The following is a 23,038-nucleotide window of genomic DNA, read 5'->3' as shown; positions in this document are numbered from 1 at the left end:
GCAAGTGTGCCTCAGTCGTCACTATTCGGATCGAGTCCCGGAAACAGGATTTCGGTGAAACCGAATTTGCTGAAGTCGGTAATGCGCATCGGATAGAGCTTGCCGATCAGGTGATCGCACTCGTGCTGCACCACGCGGGCATGGAAGCCTTCGGCCACGCGATCGATGGCGCGTCCTTGCTGATCGAACCCTTCGTAACGCAGCATCGAGTAGCGATTGACCATGCCGCGCAGTCCCGGTACCGACAGACACCCCTCCCACCCCTCCTCCATATCCTGCGTGAGCGGCGTAATGGTCGGATTGATGAGTACAGTCTCCGGCACCTCGGGCGCGTCCGGATAACGCTCGTTGTGCTCGAAGCCGAAGATCACCACCTGCAGATCGACGCCGATCTGCGGCGCGGCGAGTCCTGCGCCGTTCGCATGTTTCATGGTTTCGAACATATCGGCGACGAGCTCGTCCAGCTCGGGCGTGCCGAAGTGTTCGACAGGTCTGGCGATACGCAGCAAACGCGGATCGCCCATCTTCAGAATGTCGCGAATCATCGGTTGGATCCTCACATCAAAGCGCAGCCAACATCGCGCGCATAGCGTCTTCGTCGAGCACCGGCACACCCAGCGCCTCAGCCTTCGCCAACTTGCTGCCCGCTTCCGCGCCCGCCACCAGGTAGTCGGTCTTTGCAGAAACGGAGCCTGCAACCTTTGCGCCCTGTGCCTCGAGCATTGCCTTCGCCTCGTCTCGCGAGAGCGTCGGCAGCGTACCCGTCAGCACAAAAGTCTTGCCTGCCAATGGCAACGGCGCCACGGCAGCCGGCTCCGACTCCGGCCAGGTCACGCCCGCCGCGCGCAGTTGCTCGATCACTTCGACATTATGATCTTCGCAGAAAAAATTGTTGATCGACTCGGCCACAATGGGTCCGACGTCGGGCACCGCCAGCAGTTCCGTCAAATCGGAGTCTCGCTTGCACACTGCGATGAGATTATCGAGCTTGCCGAAATGACGCGCGAGATCCTTGGCCGTCGCCTCGCCCACGTGGCGAATGCCCAGCGCGAAGATGAATCGCGCCAACGTCGTGTGACGCGCCTTCTCCAATGCCGCCACGAGATTGGACGCCGACTTGTCGGCCATCCGATCCAGCGCCGCCAGCTTCGCCACGCCCAGTTTGAACAAATCTGCGGGCGTCCGAATGATCTGCTGGTCGACGAGTTGCTCCACGAGCTTGTCGCCGAGCCCCTCGACATCAAGCGCACGACGCTGCGCAAAATGCAGCAACGCCTGCTTGCGCTGCGCGGCACAAATGAGGCCGCCCGTGCAACGGGCAATCGCTTCGTCCGGCAGCTTCTCGATGGCCGATCCACACACCGGGCACTCCGTCGGCATGACGAAGGCGCGGGCGTCCGCCGGGCGGCGATCCAGTACAGACCCGACCACCTCGGGAATCACATCTCCCGCACGACGCACGATCACGGTGTCGCCGATCATCACGTCCTTGCGACGAATCTCATCCTCGTTATGCAGCGTGGCGTTCGTCACCGTCGCGCCCCCCACGAACACGGGCGCCAGCCGGGCGACCGGCGTGATCGCCCCCGTACGTCCCACCTGCACTTCGATATCCAGCAGTGTCGTCAGCGCTTCCTGCGCCGGAAATTTGTGGGCCAGTGCAAAGCGAGGCGCACGTGAGACGAAACCGAGACGATCCTGCTCGTCGCGACGATTGACCTTGTAGACCACACCGTCGATGTCGTACGGCAACGACGCTCTCGCCTCACCCACGGCGCGATAGAACTTCAGTAGCCCGTCCGCCCCCTTCACGACCTCGCGACGATCATTCACCGGAATGCCCAGCGTGACGTACCAGTCGAGCAACGCCGAATGGGTTTCCGGCATGGATACGCCAACCAGTTCGCCCACGCCATAAGCGAAGAACGACAGCGGACGTTTGGCCGTGATCTTAGAATCAAGCTGACGCAAACTCCCGGCCGCAGCATTGCGCGGGTTGACGAATACCTTTTCGCCCGCCGCCTCCTGTGCCTGATTGAGTTTGTCGAAGTCTGCCCGGAACATCAGTACCTCGCCGCGCACTTCCAGCACGTCGGGCGGTTGTTCGGTATCGAGCTTCAATGGAATCGTCTTGACCGTGCGAATGTTCGCCGTGACGTCCTCCCCGGTCGTACCGTCACCACGCGTCGCGGCCTGCACCAGCACGCCCTGTTCGTACCGCAAGGCAATGGCCAGCCCGTCGAACTTCAACTCGGCGGCGTATTCGACCGAAGAGCCGAACAAATCATCGGACGGTGCATTCGCCACACCAGCGGCATTCGCAGGCGTCGCGTCGCGTAACCCGTCGGACACACGACGATCGAACGCCTCGACATCCTCGTCGGCAAAGCCGTTATTCAGCGACAGCATGGGCACGCGGTGCACGACCGGCGCAAATCCGTCGACAGGTTTGCCACCCACGCGTTGGGTCGGCGAATCGGCGCGCTGCAATGCTGGGAAATCGTTCTCCAGCGCGACCAGTTCGCCAAACAAACGATCGTATTCGGCGTCGGGAATCAGCGGTGCGTCGTCCTCGTAGTACGCGCGGTTGTGACGTGCCAACTCGATGCGCAACTCGGCAGCGCGTTGGGCAGCTGCCGTGGCATCGGCAGTCGTAGGGGCGTTCGCGCCCTGACCCGGAACGGAAGTTTGGGACATGCGTGCAAGACTCGGGGTACGAGAAGTCAGAACATTATGCCTTCGACGCGCGCACCTGCGCGCCGTCGATAGGTGGAATCAATCGGAACAAAAACGCCGCTCACCCGACGGTGAACGGCGTGCATCGAACGCGACTCGAAAACGAATGGCTTGGTATCGTCGGTTGTCGCGTCGGCCCTGAATTTACTGGCTGAACAGGCGGCGCGTCACAGGCGAACCCGCCGGAAGCCCACGTGCTTCAAGGCGCTCGTACAGCTTGAGCAACTGCTTGTCGACGTTTTGCAGTGCAGCATCCGAAAGCGGGCGACGTTGATCGTCCACAACCCGGCCGCCAATGCGTTGCCCGATCGAGCGTGCGTAATCGCACATCAGACGGAACGGCAGGAGGTCTTCGTCGGCAACCGGTACGTCGAGCAGCATCGTGATCAGATCACCGCCCTTGTACGTGAGGTCGTCGCGCAGGAAGTTCGTGTCGCCGAATTGCAGCATGAACACCGGATTCTGCCGGGCGTCGAGCTTGACGAAGCGCATGCCGTCGCGCGAGAGCAGCAAACCGTCCTGCGTCGCGACCGCCTGCACGTAGTTCGCCGACCACGGCGCACCGTCCGACAGCACGTTGACCGACAACTGAGCATCGCACTGCGCGGCGAACGCATCGAGTTCACGGCCTCGGGCCACCGTCTCCATCATGTCGGGCAGTTCCGGCAAGGCGTCGACGGCGTCTGCCAGCGTTTGCACGAGATTCGAAAATTCGGAGAATTCCACCTCGTTCAGTGCACCCGCGCGGTTGGCCAGTTGTACCGCCATACGCAGTTGGTGATAGCGTCCACCCGTGCGAATCGGCTCCCAGGACGACGCCTCGTCCAGACGGCCTTCCACGTTGACCGGCTTGCTGCCCGCACGGCGCATGCGCACCGTCAGCGGCATCAGACGCTCCGCAGCCACCATATTTGCCAACGGCAACTCGACGATGCAATCGATACGCTCGTCGATGATGGGAGGCGGGCCGCTCGGCGTCGCCGGACGCACGGCCGCAGCCCCCTGCGTCGACGGCACCGCATCGGCAGCGGCGGGCGGCGCGGTCGTGACGGCAGTGGGGACACGGTCCGACGCCCCGGCCGCCGCAGCGGCAGCACCAGCCGCCGCCGCGTCGACCGTATCGTCAGCCGCCAGTTCCGCGTCGACGCGTGCCACGGCGCTGACCGCATCGGCCTCCTGGACATCGCGCGCTACGGCGTCATCTTCCTGCCGGGCGGCCGATTCGGCATCAGCAACTTCTGCTGTCGCTACCGACTCACCCGACTCCCCGGCACCACCCGCCTCGGCCGCAGCGCGAGCGGCGGCCTCCTGCGCAGCACGCTTGCGAGCCGCCGGCGGTGCATCCCAAGCATCTTCATTGATGGCAAAAGCGTCCTGCACCGACGTCGTCGCCGTAGCCGTTGCCGGCCCAAGCGTCGGTTCACGGCGCTCGCCCGATTGCGCGGGTACGCGCGGCGGCGAAAGCGTCGGTTCGATGAACGGGCGGTCGTCGTCGGCATCCGGCGCACCGGCGGTCGCATCGATGCCGGCGCCGTCGACCGGCATCCGACGCGGTATGCGTGCCCGTGCCTTGCTGCCTTGCCAGGCGTTATAGGCCACGACCCCCAGCAGTACCACTACCCCTGCGGCAATCAAGCTCAGCTGCAGTTCATTCATGCGCGGCGTTCCTCTCTCTTCTCCATCGTGGGCGCGGGGTCAAGCGATCTCGGCCAGATTGATCGCAGACTCCATGTCCACAGCCACGATCCGCGACACCCCTTGCTCCTGCATGGTGACGCCGATGAGCTGATTGGCCATTTCCATCGCGATTTTGTTATGCGAAATAAATACGAATTGGGTGCGGTCCGACATGCGCGCCACCATCTTGGCGTAGCGCTCGGTGTTGGCGTCGTCGAGCGGCGCGTCGACCTCGTCGAGTAAACAGAACGGCGCCGGATTGAGCTGGAACATCCCGAACACCAGCGCAATGGCCGTGAGCGCCTTCTCTCCGCCAGACAACAAATGAATCGTGGAGTTCTTCTTGCCCGGGGGCTGTGCCATGACTTGCACGCCCGCGTCGAGAATTTCGTCGCCGGTCATGATGAGCTTCGCCTGTCCGCCGCCGAACAACATCGGGAACAGCTCGCCGAAATGCTTGTTCACTTCGTCGAACGTGCCTTGCAGCAACACACGCGTTTCTTCGTCGATCTTGCGGATGGCGCCTTCGAGCGTTTCGATGGCATCGTTCAGGTCGGCCGACTGCGCATCGAGGAAGACCTTGCGCTCGCGCGCCGTCTCCAACTCTTCCAGCGCGGCCATGTTGACCGGGCCGAGTGCGTTGATCGCGTTGTTGATGCGAGTCACTTCACCTTGCAGATACGACGGCTTCATATCCGTCGTCAGCTTGGCCGACAGCGCCTCTTCGTCGACTTCGGCGGTCGTCAGTTGCTCGACGAACTGTTCGCGATTCAGACGCGCCGCCTGCTCCTTCAACTGCAATTCCGTGATGCGATCGCGCAGCGGCTGCAACCCGCGCTCGGCCGCCAGGCGTTCTTCGTCGCTCTGGCGCAGCTTCTGCGTCAGGGCATCGAGTTCGATGCGGGCTGCGCCCAGAATCTCTTCCTTCTCGGCACGCAGTTCGAGGGCGTCCTGCAAACCGTTTTCCACAGTCTGCTCGGTAATCTGTGCGAGTTCGGCCTGCGCCTGCTCGATCGAGACGACAAGGCGCTCGGCTTGTTCGAGCGCCGTCTGGATACTGCGACGGTGTTCGTCGATCTTGCTCGAGATGCCCTTCTGACCGTAAGACGCTTCCTGCGCCAGACGCTCGAGCTCACGGGCGCGGTTACGTGCATCGGACAGTTGACTGTCGAGCGATTCGAACTCGAGTTGCCCGTCTTCGAACGTGGCCTGCAATTCCGCCAGACGCGAATCGCTTTGCTCGAAGTTCGCCTCCGATTCGGCGCGCATGGCCAGCTGCTCTTCGATCTGCGCAGCAATTTCACGCAGCTCTTCGTCGATCTGGGTGCTGCGGGCGTTATAGCGCTCGTAAGCTTGCGTGAGCTTGAGCACGTCCATCTGCAGGGCGTGGACACGTTGCGTGGCACGCTCGGCGCGGGCACGAACTTCCGTCAGCGCCTGCGCCGCCTGGCTGTACGCAGCCTCAGCGCGCACCGCCGCCGACTTGGCCTCGTCGGAGAGCAAGGCTTGTGCGCGCAGTTGCTTGCCGAGATTCTCAATTTCCTGCTGGCGGGCGAGCAAACCGGCTTGTTCGGAGTCCGCGGCATACAACTGCACGCCGACACGCGTCACCTGATGGCCCGCCTTGACGACAATCGACGCGCCCTCGGGCAGTTGCGCTCGCGCGGTCATGGCTTGCGCCAGATCATCGGCGACGAACACATGGCCGAGCCATTCCTGCAAGACCGCGCGCAGGCCCGGATCGTCGATACGCAACAATGCCAACAACGGGCGCAGCGACGCGGGTGCTTCTTGGGGACGCGCAGCAGGCGGCGGCGAATAGAACGCCAGCTTGGCCGGCGGCGCATCGCTCGCGAAGGCCTTCACCCAGTCGAGGTTGCTGATTTCCAGCGCAGCCAGACGCTCGCGCAGCACCGATTCGAGCGCGTTTTCCCAGCCCGGCTCGATATGCAGCTTCTTCCACAGACGCGGCAGTTGTGCCAGCTCGTGCTTGTCGAGCCACGGCTGCACCTTGCCTTCCGTCTGCACACTTTCCTGGAGTTGCTTGAGCGCCGTCAGACGCGCCTCAAGCTGCGCAATCGTCGCCGCCTCGGACTGCACCCGGGCCTGCGCTTCGGCACGCTCGGCTTCGAGGCGCGGCAAACGCTCCTGTGCGTCGGCCAGTTCGGCCTGCGCATCTTCGAGCATCGCCTGATGTTCGGCCAGGTCGCCGCGCTGCATCTCCAGCTCGGCCTCATCAGGCTTGTCGAGCCCGCGGGCTTCGCCCTGCAAACGCTCCTGACGCTGTTGCAACTGCTGCAATGCCTGATCGGCATTACGTTGATGCGCGGCTTCGAGTTTCAGACTCTGCTCAACCTGCGCGATCTCGCTACGTTGTTCGTTGAGGAGGTTCTGCGCGTCGCGCCAACCGGATTCCAGCGCAGGCAGCGCCTCATTCTGCTCGGCGGCCTGATCCTGTGCGGTCGCAGCACGCTCTTCCGCAATGATGAGTTCTTCTTCGGCGAGCGCCAGTTCCTCTTCGGACTGTGCCGAACGGGCCTGCCACTGCTCGCGCTGCGACGTCAGCGCCGCCAGTTGGGCCTGCACGCGATTACGCGACTCGACGACGTAACGAATTTCGGCTTCGAGACGGCTGACTTCCGAGTTTGCCTCGTACATGGCGCCTTGTGCAGCCTGTACGGCATCGGTGGCCGTGTAGTGGGCCGCGCGCAGTGTCTCGAGGTCCGACTCCGAGCCGCGCAAGCGCGCCATCTGCGCTTCGAGATCGACCTGCGCCGATTCGATGGCGCGTTGCTGACGCTCCTGCTCGTTCTGCGCTTCGTTCTTCCGAAGCAGCCAGAGCAGTTGCTGCTTCTCCTCCCCATCGCGCTGCAAGTCCTTGAATCGATTGGCGACGACGGCCTGCGATTCGAGCTTTTCGAGGTTCGTGCCGAGTTCGCGAAGAATGTCCTCCACGCGCGTGAGGTTTTCTCGCGTGTCCTGCAACCGGTTCTCGGTCTCGCGACGACGTTCCTTATATTTGGAAACGCCCGCGGCTTCCTCGAGGAATACACGCAGTTCTTCCGGCTTGGCCTCGATGATCCGGGAAATCATCCCCTGCCCGATGATGGCGTAGGCACGCGGCCCGAGACCGGTCCCCAGGAAGATGTCCTGAATGTCACGGCGGCGGGCCGGCAGGTTATTGATGTAGTAGCTGGAGGTGCCATCGCGCGTGAGCACGCGCTTGACGGCGATTTCGGCGTACTGGCTCCACTGCCCGGCGGCGCGCCCGGCGCTGTTGTCGAACACCAGTTCGACGCTGGCGCGGCTCGCCTGCTTGCGGGCAGTCGACCCGTTGAAGATCACGTCCTGCATCGATTCGCCGCGCAGCTCCGAGGCGCGCGACTCGCCGAGCACCCAGCGCACGGCGTCGATGATGTTGGATTTGCCGCACCCGTTCGGGCCGACGATCCCGACCAGTTGGCCAGGCACCGCGAAGTTCGTCGGGTCGACGAAGGATTTGAAGCCAGCGAGTTTGATGGAAGTCAGACGCACGGCAGGTTCGCTTTATCGGTCATTGAATGATGGGAAAGACGCAGACGCGCTAGCTGGTCCTGTCGGGCCTGCGCACGCTGGCGTGGGCAGGCCGCATTACTGCAAATTTCTTGCTGCTTTCCGCCTTGCTTACGGCGATACAGCGACGGTACGCATCATACCATCGCATCCCCCGCCGTCGCGGATTTACAACGCCGCGAATCGGGCAAAATTCCGGAGAGCACGCCGGCTGCCACGATGCACAACCCGCCCGTGATTTCCCGCGCCCCCAGCCCCTCGCTGGCCAGCCACCACGACGAGATCGCCGCCACGACGATTTCGAAAAGCATGATGAGCGCGGCCTGATTGGCCGGCACCCTCGCCAGCCCGAACTGAACGATGACGTTGGTCAGCGCGATGGTGCACCCCAGCGCCAGCGCAACCGCTGCGGTCGCAGCGCTCGAGGTCAGCGCCGAGACGGCGGCCTGCCCGCTCTGCACGCCGCCGTCGAACGGCAGCACCAGCAGACCGCCGACCACGCAGCCAAGATATAGCGTCCAGCTGCGCATTTCGCCGCGCACATCCGGCAGCGACTGACTGACGCGCCGCAGCAACACGTTGTTCATCGCGAACGCCGCACCGGCAATCACCCCCGCCCACTCGCCAGGGTTGTTCGGCACAGGCCAGCCAAGTTCAGGCGACCAGAGCATCAGCCCGGCGCCACCCAGCGCGAGCGCTATTAGCCCCACGCCGCGCAGCCCCACGCGCTCACCCAGCAGCCAGTGAGCAAACAACGCCGTCCACACGGGGGTCAGATAGAACAGCAGCAACACCCGCATGACATGCCCGTGGGTCGTGCCCCAGACGAACGCGACATTGGTTGTGCCGCCGGCGAACGCCACGCCGACGAGCAGCCAGGACCATCGCAGCGTGCCGAGCGAGCGGCGATAGACCACCGTGAGCAGCAGGATGGCCACGGAGGCGGTGCATATCTGTGCGGGTACGGCCGCTACGCCCCATTGGGCAAGGATCCGATAGGGAAACCAGGCCAGCCCCCATACGGACGATCCGATGAGAATGGCCAGAGCGGGCGCGGCTCGTGTGCCCAAAGAGGTGCTGGCGGCGCCGGACCCAGCCGACTCCGGTCCACGCGCGCCGTTACCGGCTACGGTCATGCTGTTGACTCCTGAAAAACCTGAGATACTCCGCAGACTTGCCCTATTGGCGCCTCGGAATGTGCTGAATTACGCGGTGATCGCGCTTTGTGGGCGCCGTGACGGTATAATTTTCGCTTTACCGATCTTGCCATTCTTGAACGCGTCCGGGAACCCCTTTCGCGTGATGAAACGGATAAGCGCAGGTCGATATCCGGCTTGCCGTGCGCCGGATCTGCCGCCTGAAAGGTACGGTGTCGCATTGCGCACCGACGCGCCCCAGATCTCGCCCAGTCGCCCTGTGCGGCCCCGGGTGGCCCCGAATTTGCTCGTCGACGCCATGAATGGCGTTGCGACCCCTAGCCCTGAGTCTGTTTGAATCCAAGTGAACCCATTACTCGACAAGCTCCAGCCCTACCCCTTTGAACGCCTGAAGTCGCTCGTCGCGGACGTCACGCCCGCGAGCGCGTACAAGGCCATCAGCTTCGGCATCGGGGAGCCCAAGCACCCCACGCCGCAGTTCATCAAGGAAGCCCTGATCGAAGGGCTGGGCGGTCTCTCGAACTATCCCGCCACGGCAGGCGGCGAGCCGCTGCGCTCGGCCATCGCCCACTGGCTCGAACACCGGTACGCGTTGCCCAACGTCAATCCGGCGACGGAAGTGCTGCCGGTCACCGGCTCCCGCGAAGCCCTGTTCTCGTTTGCCCAGGCCGTCGTCGACGGTGGCAAGCCGGGCGCCCGGGTACTGTGCCCGAACCCGTTCTACCAGATCTACGAAGGCGCGACGCTGCTCGCCGGCGCTACGCCTTATTACGCGGACAGCGACCCCGCACGCAACTTCGCACCGGACTACGACGCGGTGCCCGCCGACGTCTGGCGCGACGTCCAGCTCGTCTACCTGTGCTCGCCGGGCAATCCGACTGGCGCCGTGCTGGGGCTGGCAGACTGGAAGCGCCTGTTCGAACTGTCCGACCAGTATGGCTTCGTGATCGCTTCAGACGAGTGCTATTCCGAGATCTACTTTGACGAAGAGCGTCCGCCGCTGGGTGGTCTCGCTGCGGCGCACCAACTGGGCCGTGGTTTCGAGCGTCTGGTCGTGTTCTCCAGCCTGTCCAAGCGCTCGAACGTGCCGGGCATGCGCTCGGGATTCGTTGCTGGCGACGCCGCCATCCTCAAGAAATTCCTGCTCTACCGTACCTACCATGGCTGCGCGATGAGCCCGGCCGTGCAGGCCGCGAGCATTGCCGCGTGGAACGACGAAGCCCACGTGCGTCTGAACCGTAGCAAGTATCTGAAGAAATTCCAGACGGTCACGCCGATGCTCGCCGAGGTGCTCGACGTACGCCTGCCGGACGCCGGGTTCTACCTGTGGGCGAAGGTCGATGCGAAGACCGGCCTGTCCGATACGGAATTCACGCGCCAGTTGCTGGCGCAATACAATGTGGCCGTACTGCCCGGATCCTATCTGGGACGCGCGGCGCACGGCGCCAACCCGGCCGAAAACTATGTGCGCATCGCCCTCGTGGCCGATGTGGACGAATGCACCGAAGGCGCACAGCGCATCGTGCAATTCTGCCAATCCCTTTAATCCTCACTGCAAACGATTCTCGCCATGTCGCAACAACTGCAAACCATCATCGACCAAGCTTGGGAAAACCGCGCCGAGATCTCGGCCAAGTCCGCCCCCGCCGAAGTCCGCGAAGCTGTCTCGCACGTCATCGCCGAACTGGACGCCGGCGCACTGCGCGTCGCCCAGAAGCAAGACGGCCAGTGGATCGTGAACCAGTGGATCAAGAAGGCCGTGCTGCTGTCGTTCCGCCTCGAAGACAACGCCGTGATGCCCGCCGGCGGCTTCAGCCAGTTCTACGACAAGGTGCCGAGCAAGTTTGCCGATTACACCGCCGAAGACTTCGCACGCGGCGGCTTCCGCGTGGTGCCCCCGGCCGTGGCCCGTCGCGGCTCGTTCATCGGCAAGAACGTCGTGCTGATGCCGTCATATACCAACATCGGCGCTTACGTCGATGAAGGCACCATGGTTGACACGTGGGCTACCGTCGGTTCGTGCGCCCAGATCGGCAAGAACGTTCACCTGTCGGGTGGCGTGGGCATCGGCGGCGTGCTCGAACCGCTGCAAGCCAACCCGGTCATCATCGAAGACAACTGCTTCATCGGCGCCCGCTCGGAAGTCGTGGAAGGCGTGATCGTCGAAGAAAACTCGGTGATCTCGATGGGCGTGTACCTCGGCCAGTCGACCAAGATCTACGACCGTGAAACGGGCGAAGTGCATTACGGCCGCGTGCCGGCCGGTTCGGTCGTCGTGCCGGGCAACCTGCCGTCGAAGGATGGCAAGTACAGCCTGTATTGCGCCGTGATCGTGAAGAAGGTCGACGCGCAAACGCGCGCCAAGACGGCCATCAACGATCTGCTGCGCGGCGAATAAGCCAGCGCGGTATTGCGAGGCGGGTGTCGTAGCGCCGACCACGGCGTGATGCGACGTGCCTGCCTCGCGCCTTGTTTCTGCAATTGCGACATCAGGAGTTCAGGCAATGACAGCGGTGCTGTACGGCATTCCCAACTGCGATACCGTGAAGAAGGCGCGCACGTGGCTCGACGAGCATGACGTGGCGTACGACTTTCACGACTTCAAGAAGGCGGGCGTGAACGACGCACTGCTGGGCACCTGGCTCGCTCAGGTGCCGCTCGCCACGTTGCTCAACCGCAAGGGCACCACGTGGCGCAAGCTCACGCCGGAGCAACAGGCTGCGGCGGCCGATGAATCGGTCGCCCGTACCCTGATGATCGAAAACCCGTCGCTCATCAAGCGCCCTGTGCTGGTGGCCGACGGCAAGGTTTCCGTGGGCTTCACGCCCGACAGCTACGCTTCACGATTCTGATTTCATGACTTCCTCCCAAGGCGCCACGCTGGCGCTTACCGAGCAACTGATCGCCCGTCACTCGGTGACGCCCGAAGATCGCGACTGTCAGGCCATTCTGGCGCGCCGCCTCACGGCGATCGGCTTCGCGTGCGAGACTATCGCCTCGAACGGCGTGACCAACCTGTGGGCCGTCAAGCGCGGCACGCGCGGCACCGACGGCAAGCTGCTCGTCTTCGCAGGCCACACCGACGTCGTACCGACGGGCCCGGTCGAGCAATGGCATTCCGACCCGTTCGCACCGACGCATCGCGACGGCATGCTTTACGGACGTGGTGCTGCCGACATGAAAACGTCGCTCGCCGCCTTCGTCGTCGCCTCGGAGGAATTCGTCGCCCAGCATCCGGACCACGCGGGCGCTATCGGCTTTTTGCTGACGAGCGACGAGGAAGGCCCCGCCACCGACGGCACCGTGAAGGTCGTCGAAGCGTTGCAGGCACGCGGTGAACGTCTGGACTATTGCGTCGTCGGCGAACCGACGTCCAGCCAGCGCCTCGGTGACATGGTCAAGAATGGCCGCCGTGGCTCGATGTCCGGCAAGCTCATCGTCAAAGGCGTGCAGGGCCATATTGCCTACCCACATCTCGCCAAAAACCCGACGCACGTGTTCGCCCCGGCGCTCGCCGAGCTGACGCAGACCGTGTGGGACAACGGCAACGAATACTTCCCGCCGACGACCTGGCAGATTTCGAACATCCACGCAGGCACCGGCGCGACTAACGTCATTCCGGGCGAGTTGATGGTGATGTTCAACTTCCGCTTCTCGACGGCCAGCACGTCTGACGGGCTCCAGCAACGCGTGCATGAACTGCTCGACCGTCACGGTCTGACCTACACGATCGACTGGTCGATCAGCGGTCAACCGTTTCTCACGCCGCGCGGCGATCTGTCAGACGCGCTGTCGAGCGCCATTCGCGAGGAAACGGGGCTTGAGACCGAACTGTCGACGACCGGCGGCACGTCGGATGGCCGCTTCATTGCGCGCATCTGCCCGCAGGTGATCGAATTCGGCCCGTGCAACGCCAGCATCCACAAGATCGACGAACACATTGCCGTGGCTGACATCGAGCCGCTCAAGAACGTCTATCGTGGCGTGCTGAAACGCCTGGTCGCGTAAGGTGTGCGAGGCGAATCCATCATCATGACGACCCAGACCCCTCACCCTTTCCAGACGCTGCGCGACCTGCTGCGCTACGCAGTGTCGCGCTTTACCGAAGCCGAGCTTGCGTTCGGTCACGGCTCGGCGTCTGCCTACGACGAAGCCGCCTACCTGCTGCTGCACACGCTCCATCTGCCCATCGATACGCTCGATCCGTTTCTCGACGCACGTTTGCTGCCCGAGGAAATCACGCGCGCGCTGTCGGTGATCAATCGCCGCGCCGGCGAGCGTGTGCCTGCGTCGTACATTACGAACGAAGCATGGATGCACGGCCATCGGTTCTACGTCGATGAGCGCGTCATCGTGCCGCGCTCGTTCGTCGGCGAACTGCTCGAAGATGCGTTGCAGCCGTGGGTCAACCATGCCGAAAACGTTGCAGACGTCCTCGAACTCTGCACCGGCTCGGGCTGCCTTGCCATTCTCGCGGCGGAGACATTCCCGGCGGCACAGATCGATGCCGTCGACATTTCGCCGGACGCGCTGGATGTCGCCAGGATCAATGTGGCGGACTATGGCCTCGAAGATCGCGTCGCGCTTCACCTGGGCGATTTGTACGCCCCGCTGCCCGAAGGCAAGCGCTACGAAGTCATCATCACCAATCCGCCGTACGTGAACGAGGGTTCGATGCAGATGCTGCCGGCTGAGTATCTTCACGAACCGCGCCTGGCGCTGGCGGGTGGCGACGACGGCATGGATGTCGTGCGTCGCATCATTGCAGGCGCTCGCGAACATCTGACGGACGATGGCGTGCTTGTCGTGGAAATCGGCAACGAGCGCGAGTTCGTCGAAGCGGCATTCCCTGACCTGCCGATCACGTGGCTGGCAACCAGCGCCGGCGACGACATGGTCTTTCTGGTACAAGCCGCGGATCTTCCCTGAATCCACGGCAACACCGGCGGACATCGATGTCCCGGCATGTCCGCCGATTCCCCCTCGCCTAAGTTCACGCACCCCGGTTACACTCGGGTTCCCGGGTCCGCGCGACTCACGGCATGGAGGAAGGTAGTCCGTCATGGTGCTCAACTGGCTCGACGTCGGCTTTGCCGTCGCCTGTCTGCATGCCCTAGGGATCGCCGCTGCGATCCATGCGGTCCTGACGGTTCGTACGTCACAAGGCGCCGTGGCATGGGCCGTATCGCTCGTGACGATGCCGTATCTCACGCTCATCCCCTATCTGTTCCTCGGCCGCTCGAAATTCGTCGGCTATGTAGAGGCGCGTCGAGCACGCAATGAAGCGTTGCAATCGCGCATGGGAGAGACGCAATGGAGCGGCGAGCCGCCCGTCGCGATGGAAGCCCATCCGGAGTTCGCCTCGCTGACTGCGATGACCGGCATGTCCTTCGTAGCGGGCAACCGTGTTCGGCTGCTGGTCAACGGCCGCGCCACGTTCGACGCGATCTTCGCCGCCATCGACCGTGCACGCGACTACATCATCGTGCAGTTCTTCATCGTCAAGGACGACGCCCTCGGTCGCGCACTTTCCGCACACTTGCTGGCCCGTGCCGCGACCGGCGTGAAGGTCTATTTCCTTTACGACAGCATCGGCAGTCATGATCTGCCGCGCAGTTACTGCGAAAAGCTGCGCCAGGGCGGCGTGCAGGTGCATGAGTTCGCCGCAAAGAAGCGCGGCATCTTCGTCAACCGTTTTCAGTTGAACTTCCGCAATCACCGCAAGATCGTGGTGATCGACGGCAACGAGGCATTCATCGGCGGGCACAACGTCGGGGTCGAGTACCTCGGGGAAAAGCCACCGCTCGCGCCGTGGCGCGACACGCATATTTCGGTGCGCGGGCCCGCAGTCGTTGGTATCCAGCGAGCCTTTGCCGAAGACTGGCATTGGTGCACGGGTACGGTACCGGAATTGAACCGGCAACCTGTCGCGTCCGGCGAGGACATGCACTGCCAGGTCGTGCCGAGCGGCCCGGCCGACCGTCTGGAGACATCGTCGCTGTTCTTCGTCACCGCGATCAACGCCGCGCAACAGCGCGTGTGGCTCACCACCCCCTACTTCGTGCCGGACGAAGCAGTATTCTCGGCGCTGCGTCTGGCGGTGCTACGCGGTGTCGACGTCCGCATACTGATCCCCGACAGGCCCGATCACTACGTGGTGTTCGAAGCGACGACCTCGTACGCTTACGAAGCCGCCCGCAGCGGCATCAATGTCTATCGCTACCACCACGGCTTCATTCATCAGAAGGTCGTGCTGATCGACGACAGCGCAGCCGCAGTGGGTAGCGCGAACCTCGATAACCGGTCGTTCCGCCTGAACTTCGAGCTCATGCTGCTGACCGTCGACCGGGCGTTTGCGGACGACGTCGCCTATATGCTGACCAACGACTTCGAACACGCCACGCTCCTGAACAAAGACGACTTTCGGAAGATTCCGAAATGGCGTCAGATCGTGATGCGCGTGTCGCGACTGTTCGCCCCGATTTTGTAGCGTGCGCTGCGTCCCGCGCGCGTGACCTGCGCGAGGCAAACGGCTTTCGGTTTGCCTCGTCAAATGTTTCACCACACTGACAAACGGCTTTCACAAGGGCGCCGTCGCCTTTAGCAAGCTGCGCCTGCGGCACACGCCGCGATGCCACTCGACGATTTCCGCAGACAATTCGCCCACAGTCGGTAAAATACGCGTTTTTCCGCTCAACACGGCGGCCCGCCGGCACTCTCGTGCTCGCCCGCGCTGCCGTTCCCGCTGTGATCCGATTCGAACACCTCAGCCTCGCGCGCGGCACGAAGCCGCTCTTCGAGGACACCTCCGTGACGCTCAACCCGGGCGAGCGCGTCGGCCTCGTTGGCGCCAACGGCGCGGGCAAATCCACGTTGTTCGCCCTGCTGCGCGGACAACTGCACGCTGATGGCGGCGACGTTTTCGTCCCCAGCGGCTGGCGCGTCGCGCATGTGATGCAGGAAACGCCCGCGGTCGAACGCACGGCGCTCGACTACGTCCTCGACGGGGATACGCGCCTGCGCGAGATCGAAGCGACCATTGCCGCCGCCGAAGCCGCACATGACGGCCACACCCAGGCCGAAGCGCACGCCGCCTTCGCCGACGCCGACGGCTACACCGCCCCGGCGCGTGGCGAAGCCCTGCTGCTCGGCCTCGGCTTCACGCTCGCGCAAACCCAGTTGCCTGTCGCCAGCTTCTCCGGCGGTTGGCGCATGCGTCTGAACCTGGCGCAAGCGCTGATGTGCCCGTCAGATCTGCTGCTGCTCGACGAACCGACCAACCACCTGGACCTCGATGCCATCGTCTGGCTCGAAGACTGGCTCAAGCGCTATCCGGGCACGCTGATCGTGATTTCCCACGACCGCGAATTTCTGGATGAAGTCTGTAACGTCACCCTGCACATCGAGAACCAGCAGATCAAGCGTTACGGCGGCAACTACAGCCAGTTCGAAATCCTGCGCGGCCAGCAACTGACGCTGCAACAAAGCGCATTCGAGAAGCAGAAGAAGACGATTGCCCATCTGGAGTCGTTCATCACGCGCTTCAAGGCCAAGGCGTCGAAGGCCCGACAGGCACAAAGCCGGATGAAGGCGCTGGAGAAGATGGAGCGCATTGCGCCCGCGCATGTGGCGTCGCCGTTCACGTTCGAGTTCCGTCCGGCCGACAGCGCCCCGAATCCCATGCTCGTGCTCGAAGCCGTGCGATGCGGTTATGCGCTCGACGACGGCAGCGACAAGATCATCCTGCCGCACGTCACGGTGTCGGTGCAGAACGAGCAACGCATTGGCCTGCTCGGCGCCAACGGTCAGGGGAAGTCGACCCTCATCAAGACCTTGGCCGGCACGCTTGCGCCTCTGGCCGGTACGGTCAAGACCGGCAAGGGCCTTCAGATCGGCTACTTCGCGCAGCATCAGGTCGAGACGCTGCGTCATGACGATTCGCCGTTGCAGCACTTGCAGCGTCTCGCGCCAGACACGCGTGAGCAGGAGTTGCGCGACTTCCTCGGTGGCTTCAACTTCCGGGGCGACATGGCGACGGCATCGATTGCCCCGTTTTCCGGCGGCGAAAAGGCACGCCTCGCATTGGCGCTGATCATCTGGCAAAAGCCGAATCTGCTTCTGCTCGACGAACCGACCAACCATCTGGACCTCGAAACGCGTCATGCACTGACGATGGCCCTCGCCCAGTTCGACGGCACGTTGATTCTCGTCTCACACGATCGGCACCTGTTGCGTGCCACGACCGATCAGTTCCTGCTGGTCGCGGGCGGCGAAGTGAAAGCGTTCGATGGCGATCTCGACGACTATCGCGACTGGCTGCTGCAACACGCAGCAGATCAACGCGCGGCAGCGCGGGAAGCCAGCAGCGGTGGCAGCGATAACGCGGGTGACGACGGCGTCAATCGCAAAGATCAGAAACGCGCGGAGGCACAGGAGCGTCAGCGTCTGTCCCAGTTACGCAAGCCGTTGCAGCGCAAGATCGAGAAGCTGGAGCAGACGATGAGCAAGCTCTCGGATGAGAAAGCGAAGCTGGACGCGATTCTCGCCGACAGCGGCACGTATGAGGCGGAGAAGAAGACGCTTCTGACCGACAGCCTCAAACAGCAAGCCGAGGTCACGGCCAAGCTCGCGGATGTGGAAGCCGAGTGGCTCGAAGCGCAAGAAGCCATCGAGCAGATCGTCTGACGAGATCACCCAGACAGCACGGGAGCACGGGAGCACGGACAGATACGTCCGATGTCGGAAATTCCCTGCCCCCCCGACGCCGCCGCATCAATCCCGGTGTAAAAAAAGCCGCTTCGATTTCGCATCGAAGCGGCTTTTTCGTTCATGTCTGTGGCATCACAAACCGGCCACGACTGATATCGCCTGTTCCAGACGGTCGACGGCGTGCACTTCCAGCCCATCGATCGGTTGTTTCGGCGCATTCGCTTTCGGAATGATCGCAATCGAAAAGCCAAGCTTGGCGGCTTCCTTGAGACGATCCTGGCCGCGCGGGCTCGGCCGGATCTCCCCGGCGAGGCCAACTTCGCCGAACGCGACGATGCCACGCGGCAGCGGCTTGTTACGCAGCGACGAGTGAATCGCAAGCAACACGGCCAGGTCCGCCGCCGGCTCCGTGATCTTCACGCCACCGACGGCGTTCAGAAACACGTCCTGATCGAAGCACGCAATGCCCGCGTGCCGATGCATCACCGCCAGCAACATCGCCAGTCGGTTCTGTTCCAGCCCGACGGCGAGACGCCGCGGATTCGGCACCTGCGCCGTATCGACCAACGCCTGCACTTCGACGAGCAGCGGGCGCGTCCCCTCCTGCGTCACGAGCACACACGACCCGGGCACGCTCTGCTCATGCTGCGAGAGGAACAGCGCCGACGGATTGGCCACGCCGCGCAGCCCCTTCTCCGTCATCGCGAACACCCCCAGCTCGTTCACCGCACCGAAGCGGTTCTTGAACGCCCGGACCAGACGGTACGACGAATGCGTATCCCCTTCGAAATACAGCACCGTATCGACAATGTGTTCCAGCACGCGAGGCCCGGCGAGGCTACCTTCTTTCGTCACGTGACCGACCATGATGACCGTCACGCCGATCTGCTTGGCCGTGCGGGTCAGTTGCGCCGCGCACTCGCGAACCTGCGCTACCGATCCGGGGGCGGATGTCAGTGCTTCCGAGTAGATCGTCTGAATCGAGTCGATGACGACCACGTCGGGCTTCTCGGATTCGATCGCGCCGAGAATCTTCTCCAGCTGGATTTCCGCCAGCAGATCCAGCTCACCCCCGCCCTCACCTGCGGCACCGAGGCCGAGGCGCTGCGCTCGCAGCGCAATCTGCGCCCCCGACTCTTCGCCGCTCACGTACAACGCACGTCGTTCACGCGCGAGATGCGCGAGCGATTGCAGCAGCAACGTCGACTTGCCGATCCCGGGGTCCCCCCCGATCAGCACGACACCGCCCGCCACCAGACCGCCGCCCAGCACGCGGTCGAATTCACTCACACCGCTGGAAAAGCGCGGAACGTCAGAGGCTTCGATTTCCGCCAGCTTGCGCACCGGCGTGCTCTTGGCGAGCGACTGATAACGATGCCCGGTGGACGCTTCCGCCACCGATTCGACGAGCGTGTTCCAGCCGTTGCAGTTGGGGCATTGCCCCGCCCACTTGGGGGTTTGACCACCGCATTCGGTACAGATGTAGACGGTCTTGGCTTTAGCCATGCAGCAATTCCTGTGGTGACGCTTAGAAAGCGTGAAGCGGCACGCGACGCGCCACCGCACACATCAATTCGTAGCCGAGCGTGCCGGCCGAAGCCGCCACCTCGTCGATGCAAAGACCGCGTCCCCACAACGTGACCGGCGTACCCACACGCGCCTGCGGCACCGGCGTCAGATCGACGGACAGCATATCCATCGACACGCGGCCGATCGTGCGCGTGCGCACTCCGTCGACCAGAATCGGCGTGCCGGTCGGCGCCACACGCGGATAGCCGTCGGCATAGCCGCACGCCACGGTGCCCACACGCATCGGCGCGTCTGTCTTGAACACGCTGCCGTACCCCACCGTGCCACCGGCCGGGACGTCCTGAATGCCGATCAATTCGGCTTCGAGTGTCATCGTGGGTTGCAGATCGAGCTGCGCCGCCGTCACTTCGAGCCCCTTCGGCGACGAACCGTACAGCATGATGCCGGGACGCACCCACGCACCATGCGCACTCGGATGGAACAACGTCGCGGCGGAGTTGGAGAGGCTGCGCTCGCCGGGCACGTCGCACGCGCCGCGCTCGAATGTCTCCATCTGATAGGCAATGCCGCGATCGCCATCTGCGTCCGAAAAGTGCGTCATCAGTACGATCTGGCTGACGCCGGCAATCGCGCGGGCACGTTCCCACGCAGCGCGAAAACGCTCGGGCGCGAAACCGAGACGGTTCATGCCGGAGTTCATCTTGAGCTGGATGTTGAGCGGCTTGCTCAGCCGCGTGGTTTCGAGCATGCGCAGTTGCTCGTCGCTATGCACGGTCGTCGTCAAACCGTATTTATCGATGACGGCCAGGTCTTCCGGCTTGAAGAAACCTTCGAGCAGCAGGATGGGGCCGGCCCACCCGAGTTCGCGCAAACGCACGGCCTCGTCGAGGTCGAGCAGGCCGAAACCGTCGGCGTCGCGCAATCCGGGATAAGCGTTTTCGATGCCGTGCCCGTAGGCGTTGGCCTTCACGACGGCCCATACCTTGGCGTTGGGCGCGTGACGGCGGGCGACATCGAGATTGTGGGCAAGTGCTGCGGTATGAATCGAAACTTTGATTGGACGGGGCATGGCGAGGATCGAATCTCAGGAGAAGCTCGCCGGCACAGGCCGGCGGCATAACGCATCGGCATATTTTCGTGTTATAAAGCCGTGCGCACAACTTGTTTTGCCGAAATCTTTATCCCGATAACAATATCGGTCTCAGACCGAGGGCGACCGGGCGCCCGACACGGGGGCTTCAAGGCCGAATATACGGTCCATTGACGTCATTTGCACGCTTGATCAGCGCAGATACCCCTGTGTTTAAGCCCGGTTTCTTCCCGTATGGATATCCCTCGGGGATGCCGCGGATTCCGACAACCGAGACACGCAAGTTTTACGCCGCACGGGATCGACTCAAGTACCGATGAAGAAAGGCTTTTACACCATCATGGCCGCGCAGTTTTTTTCGTCGCTGGCCGACAATGCATTGCTGATTGCTGCAATTGCCCTCCTGAAGGATCTGCATTCTCCGCAGTGGATGACGCCGCTGCTCAAACTCTTCTTCGTTCTCTCGTACGTCATTCTCGCCGCCTACGTCGGTGCGTTCGCCGACTCGATGCCCAAGGGCAAGGTGATGTTCATCAGCAACTCGATCAAGGTCGCGGGCTGTCTGATGATGCTGTTCGGCTCACACCCGCTGATTGCGTATGGTGTTGTGGGGTTCGGCGCGGCCGCGTACTCACCCGCGAAGTACGGCATTCTCACAGAACTCCTGCCGGCCGAGAGACTGGTCGCCGCGAACGGGTGGATCGAAGGACTCACCGTCAGTTCGATCATTCTCGGCACCGTGCTCGGCGGCGCGCTCATCAGTCCGCACATATCGGCCTGGGTACTGCACCACACGCCCGAGGTGATCAATTCGCCCGCGATGGCCTCGATGGTCGTCATCATGGGGATCTACGTCATCGCCGCCCTGTTCAATCTGCGTATTCCTGATACTGGCGCACGCTATGCGCGTCAGGAGCGCAATCCGATCAAGCTCGTTTCCGATTTCGCCGATTGCTTCGTCACCCTGTGGCGCGACAAGTTGGGCCAGATCTCGCTTGCGGTCACCACGCTGTTCTGGGGCGCAGGTGCAACGCTGCAATTCATCGTGCTGCGCTGGGCGGAAAAAGCGCTCGGCATGACGCTCTCGGAAGGCGCGATTCTGCAAGCCGTGTCGGCCGTGGGTGTGGCCATCGGCGCCATCGTGGCCGCCTCGCGCATTCCGCTCAAACGATCGCTGTCCGTGCTGCCGGTCGGCATCGCGATGGGGATCGCCGTGATGGCCATGGCGTTCTTCTCGAAGGACCTGCTGCCGTGGGGCACCGAATGGAAGGTGCCGCTGTATCTGATCGTCTCGTACATCTTCCTCATCATCGTCGGCGCACTCGCGGGCTTCTTCGTCGTACCGATGAACGCCCTGCTCCAGCACCGGGGTCACGTGCTGCTCTCTGCCGGGCATTCGATTGCCGTCCAGAACTTCAACGAGAATCTGTCGGTGCTGATCATGCTGTGCCTGTACGCCCTGCTGATCTGGTTCAACGTGCCGGTCGGGGTCGTCATCGTTCTGTTCGGTGTGTTCGTGTCGGGCACGATGTACCTCGTCATGAAGCGTCACCAGGCCAATCAGCGCGAGTTCGATTCCGTCGCGCTCATCGGCGAAGTCAAGCATTGATATGAATTCGCAATCGCCTTCCTCGCGTCACGCGACGCGTCAGTCGTCCGTCCCCATCGCCCTCACCATCGCCGGCTCCGATTCCGGCGGTGGCGCAGGCATTCAGGCCGACCTCAAGACGTTTTCCGCGCTCGGCGCTTACGGCGCCAGCGTGATCACGGCGCTCACCGCACAGAATACGCAAGGGGTGACGGGCATTCACACGCCGCCGGCGAGCTTCGTCACGGCGCAGATGGATGCGGTCTTCCAGGATCTCGATGTAGACGCCGTGAAGCTTGGCATGCTGGCCAACGCCGATGTCGTGCGTGCGGTCGCCGCCGGTTTGCGTCAGTACAAGCCGCGTTTCGTGGTGCTCGACACCGTCATGATTTCGAAGAGCGGTCATGCGTTGTTGCAGCCGGATGCCGTAGCTGCCCTGCGCGACGAACTCCTGCCGCTGGCCGATCTGATTACGCCGAACCTGCCCGAGGCGGCAGCGTTGCTGGGCGTGGACGCGGCGACGGATGAGCGCGAGATGGAGCGTCAGGCGCAAGCCCTGCGTGCGCTCGGCGCGCGCAACGTGCTGGTCAAAGGCGGGCATCTGGCCGGCGATCTGAGTCCGGACTGGCTCGTGAGCGAGGCTGGCGTCGAGCGCTTCACCGCGCCGCGCATCGCCGCCCACAACACCCACGGCACAGGCTGCACGCTGTCAGCGGCGCTTGCGGCACTGCGTCCGCGGCGCGACGGCTGGTCGGACACCGTGCGCGACGCCAAGGCCTACCTCAACGGCGCCCTCGCAGCGAGCGACGACCTCAGCATCGGCAAAGGCATCGGGCCGGTGCACCACTTCCACGCGGTCTGGCCGAAAGGCTGAGCCTCGTTCATCGGCGGGCCGTCGTCGCCCGCGTCGTCGCCTAATTCATCGCTTAACGATCATCGCACGCCAGGCGACGAACGACGGCCACCCGCATCGCTTCCGATTGACGTCATCCACGCCCG

At 63.3% G+C, this 23,038-nt stretch carries 16 protein-coding genes; 9 read left to right on the top strand and 7 right to left on the bottom strand.

What is annotated here, in order from left to right; genetic code table 11:
• Positions 1–11 precede the first annotated feature (11 nt).
• From def to PCA20602_RS22505, 5 genes are all read right to left on the bottom strand, one after another.
• The gene (gene def, locus PCA20602_RS22525; RefSeq protein ID WP_150723098.1) at positions 12–545 is read right to left on the bottom strand and encodes a peptide deformylase; all 534 of its coding nucleotides are present in this window, start codon (positions 543–545) and stop codon (positions 12–14) included.
• Positions 546–561: 16 nt separating this feature from the next.
• On the bottom strand, positions 562–2,697 hold the full coding sequence (gene ligA, locus PCA20602_RS22520; protein ID WP_150723097.1) for an NAD-dependent DNA ligase LigA: 2,136 nt from the start codon (positions 2,695–2,697) through the stop codon (positions 562–564).
• 183 nt (positions 2,698–2,880) lie between these two features.
• Complete coding sequence (locus PCA20602_RS22515) at positions 2,881–4,392, bottom strand: cell division protein ZipA C-terminal FtsZ-binding domain-containing protein (protein WP_150723096.1); 1,512 nt, start codon at positions 4,390–4,392, stop codon at positions 2,881–2,883.
• 39 nt (positions 4,393–4,431) lie between these two features.
• Positions 4,432–7,947 (bottom strand): chromosome segregation protein SMC, encoded by a 3,516-nt coding sequence (gene smc / locus PCA20602_RS22510; protein ID WP_150723095.1) that lies wholly within the window; start codon positions 7,945–7,947, stop codon positions 4,432–4,434.
• Positions 7,948–8,102: 155 nt separating this feature from the next.
• Complete coding sequence (locus PCA20602_RS22505; protein WP_150723094.1) at positions 8,103–9,101, bottom strand: DMT family transporter; 999 nt, start codon at positions 9,099–9,101, stop codon at positions 8,103–8,105.
• A 364-nt stretch (positions 9,102–9,465) separates the two neighbouring features.
• On the opposite strand from PCA20602_RS22505, the gene dapC reads away from it, so the two are divergent.
• From dapC to PCA20602_RS22470, 7 genes are all read left to right on the top strand, one after another.
• Complete coding sequence (gene dapC, locus PCA20602_RS22500) at positions 9,466–10,668, top strand: succinyldiaminopimelate transaminase (RefSeq protein WP_150723093.1); 1,203 nt, start codon at positions 9,466–9,468, stop codon at positions 10,666–10,668.
• A 24-nt stretch (positions 10,669–10,692) separates the two neighbouring features.
• Positions 10,693–11,520: a 2,3,4,5-tetrahydropyridine-2,6-dicarboxylate N-succinyltransferase gene (gene dapD / locus PCA20602_RS22495; protein WP_069344966.1), complete on the top strand. Its 828-nt coding sequence runs from the start codon at positions 10,693–10,695 to the stop codon at positions 11,518–11,520.
• A gap of 106 nt (positions 11,521–11,626) precedes the next feature.
• On the top strand, positions 11,627–11,974 hold the full coding sequence (locus PCA20602_RS22490) for an ArsC family reductase (RefSeq protein ID WP_069344965.1): 348 nt from the start codon (positions 11,627–11,629) through the stop codon (positions 11,972–11,974).
• Between the two features lie 4 nt (positions 11,975–11,978).
• The gene (gene dapE, locus PCA20602_RS22485; RefSeq protein ID WP_069344964.1) at positions 11,979–13,130 is read left to right on the top strand and encodes a succinyl-diaminopimelate desuccinylase; all 1,152 of its coding nucleotides are present in this window, start codon (positions 11,979–11,981) and stop codon (positions 13,128–13,130) included.
• A gap of 24 nt (positions 13,131–13,154) precedes the next feature.
• On the top strand, positions 13,155–14,051 hold the full coding sequence (gene prmB / locus PCA20602_RS22480) for a 50S ribosomal protein L3 N(5)-glutamine methyltransferase (RefSeq protein ID WP_150723092.1): 897 nt from the start codon (positions 13,155–13,157) through the stop codon (positions 14,049–14,051).
• A 133-nt stretch (positions 14,052–14,184) separates the two neighbouring features.
• Positions 14,185–15,612: a cardiolipin synthase gene (gene cls, locus PCA20602_RS22475; protein ID WP_150723091.1), complete on the top strand. Its 1,428-nt coding sequence runs from the start codon at positions 14,185–14,187 to the stop codon at positions 15,610–15,612.
• A gap of 257 nt (positions 15,613–15,869) precedes the next feature.
• Positions 15,870–17,807: an ATP-binding cassette domain-containing protein gene (locus PCA20602_RS22470; RefSeq protein ID WP_150723090.1), complete on the top strand. Its 1,938-nt coding sequence runs from the start codon at positions 15,870–15,872 to the stop codon at positions 17,805–17,807.
• Positions 17,808–17,963: 156 nt separating this feature from the next.
• On the opposite strand, the gene radA is transcribed toward PCA20602_RS22470, so the two are convergent.
• Both radA and alr read right to left on the bottom strand, forming a co-directional pair.
• Positions 17,964–19,337 (bottom strand): DNA repair protein RadA, encoded by a 1,374-nt coding sequence (gene radA, locus PCA20602_RS22465; RefSeq protein WP_150723089.1) that lies wholly within the window; start codon positions 19,335–19,337, stop codon positions 17,964–17,966.
• A 22-nt stretch (positions 19,338–19,359) separates the two neighbouring features.
• A complete protein-coding gene (gene alr, locus PCA20602_RS22460) occupies positions 19,360–20,430 on the bottom strand; it encodes an alanine racemase (RefSeq protein WP_150723088.1) in 1,071 nt (356 codons plus the stop codon).
• Positions 20,431–20,767: 337 nt separating this feature from the next.
• Here alr and lplT point away from each other — a divergent pair, with 337 nt between their 5' ends.
• Entirely contained in the window at positions 20,768–22,060 is a 1,293-nt protein-coding gene (gene lplT / locus PCA20602_RS22455; protein ID WP_069344958.1) for a lysophospholipid transporter LplT, read from the top strand.
• Between the two features lies 1 nt (position 22,061).
• Complete coding sequence (gene thiD / locus PCA20602_RS22450) at positions 22,062–22,913, top strand: bifunctional hydroxymethylpyrimidine kinase/phosphomethylpyrimidine kinase (RefSeq protein WP_150723087.1); 852 nt, start codon at positions 22,062–22,064, stop codon at positions 22,911–22,913.
• Positions 22,914–23,038: the final 125 nt, after the last annotated feature.

It is taken from the genome of Pandoraea capi, assembly GCF_902459735.1.
GTDB classification, from domain to species: Bacteria; Pseudomonadota; Gammaproteobacteria; order Burkholderiales; family Burkholderiaceae; genus Pandoraea; species Pandoraea capi.
This window is presented reverse-complemented; position numbering and strand designations above follow the sequence as displayed.

What these genes read in the sequence shown, in the direction of transcription:
- def (WP_150723098.1), bottom strand. Translation starts at nt 545, where the DNA reads ATGATTCGCGACATTCTGAAGATGGGCGATCCGCGTTTGCTGCGTATC.
- ligA (WP_150723097.1), bottom strand. Translation starts at nt 2,697, where the DNA reads ATGTCCCAAACTTCCGTTCCGGGTCAGGGCGCGAACGCCCCTACGACT.
- PCA20602_RS22515 (WP_150723096.1), bottom strand. Translation starts at nt 4,392, where the DNA reads ATGAATGAACTGCAGCTGAGCTTGATTGCCGCAGGGGTAGTGGTACTG.
- PCA20602_RS22505 (WP_150723094.1), bottom strand. Translation starts at nt 9,101, where the DNA reads ATGACCGTAGCCGGTAACGGCGCGCGTGGACCGGAGTCGGCTGGGTCC.
- dapD (WP_069344966.1), top strand. Translation starts at nt 10,693, where the DNA reads ATGTCGCAACAACTGCAAACCATCATCGACCAAGCTTGGGAAAACCGC.
- PCA20602_RS22490 (WP_069344965.1), top strand. Translation starts at nt 11,627, where the DNA reads ATGACAGCGGTGCTGTACGGCATTCCCAACTGCGATACCGTGAAGAAG.
- dapE (WP_069344964.1), top strand. Translation starts at nt 11,979, where the DNA reads ATGACTTCCTCCCAAGGCGCCACGCTGGCGCTTACCGAGCAACTGATC.
- prmB (WP_150723092.1), top strand. Translation starts at nt 13,155, where the DNA reads ATGACGACCCAGACCCCTCACCCTTTCCAGACGCTGCGCGACCTGCTG.
- cls (WP_150723091.1), top strand. Translation starts at nt 14,185, where the DNA reads ATGGTGCTCAACTGGCTCGACGTCGGCTTTGCCGTCGCCTGTCTGCAT.
- radA (WP_150723089.1), bottom strand. Translation starts at nt 19,337, where the DNA reads ATGGCTAAAGCCAAGACCGTCTACATCTGTACCGAATGCGGTGGTCAA.
- alr (WP_150723088.1), bottom strand. Translation starts at nt 20,430, where the DNA reads ATGCCCCGTCCAATCAAAGTTTCGATTCATACCGCAGCACTTGCCCAC.
- lplT (WP_069344958.1), top strand. Translation starts at nt 20,768, where the DNA reads ATGAAGAAAGGCTTTTACACCATCATGGCCGCGCAGTTTTTTTCGTCG.
- thiD (WP_150723087.1), top strand. Translation starts at nt 22,062, where the DNA reads ATGAATTCGCAATCGCCTTCCTCGCGTCACGCGACGCGTCAGTCGTCC.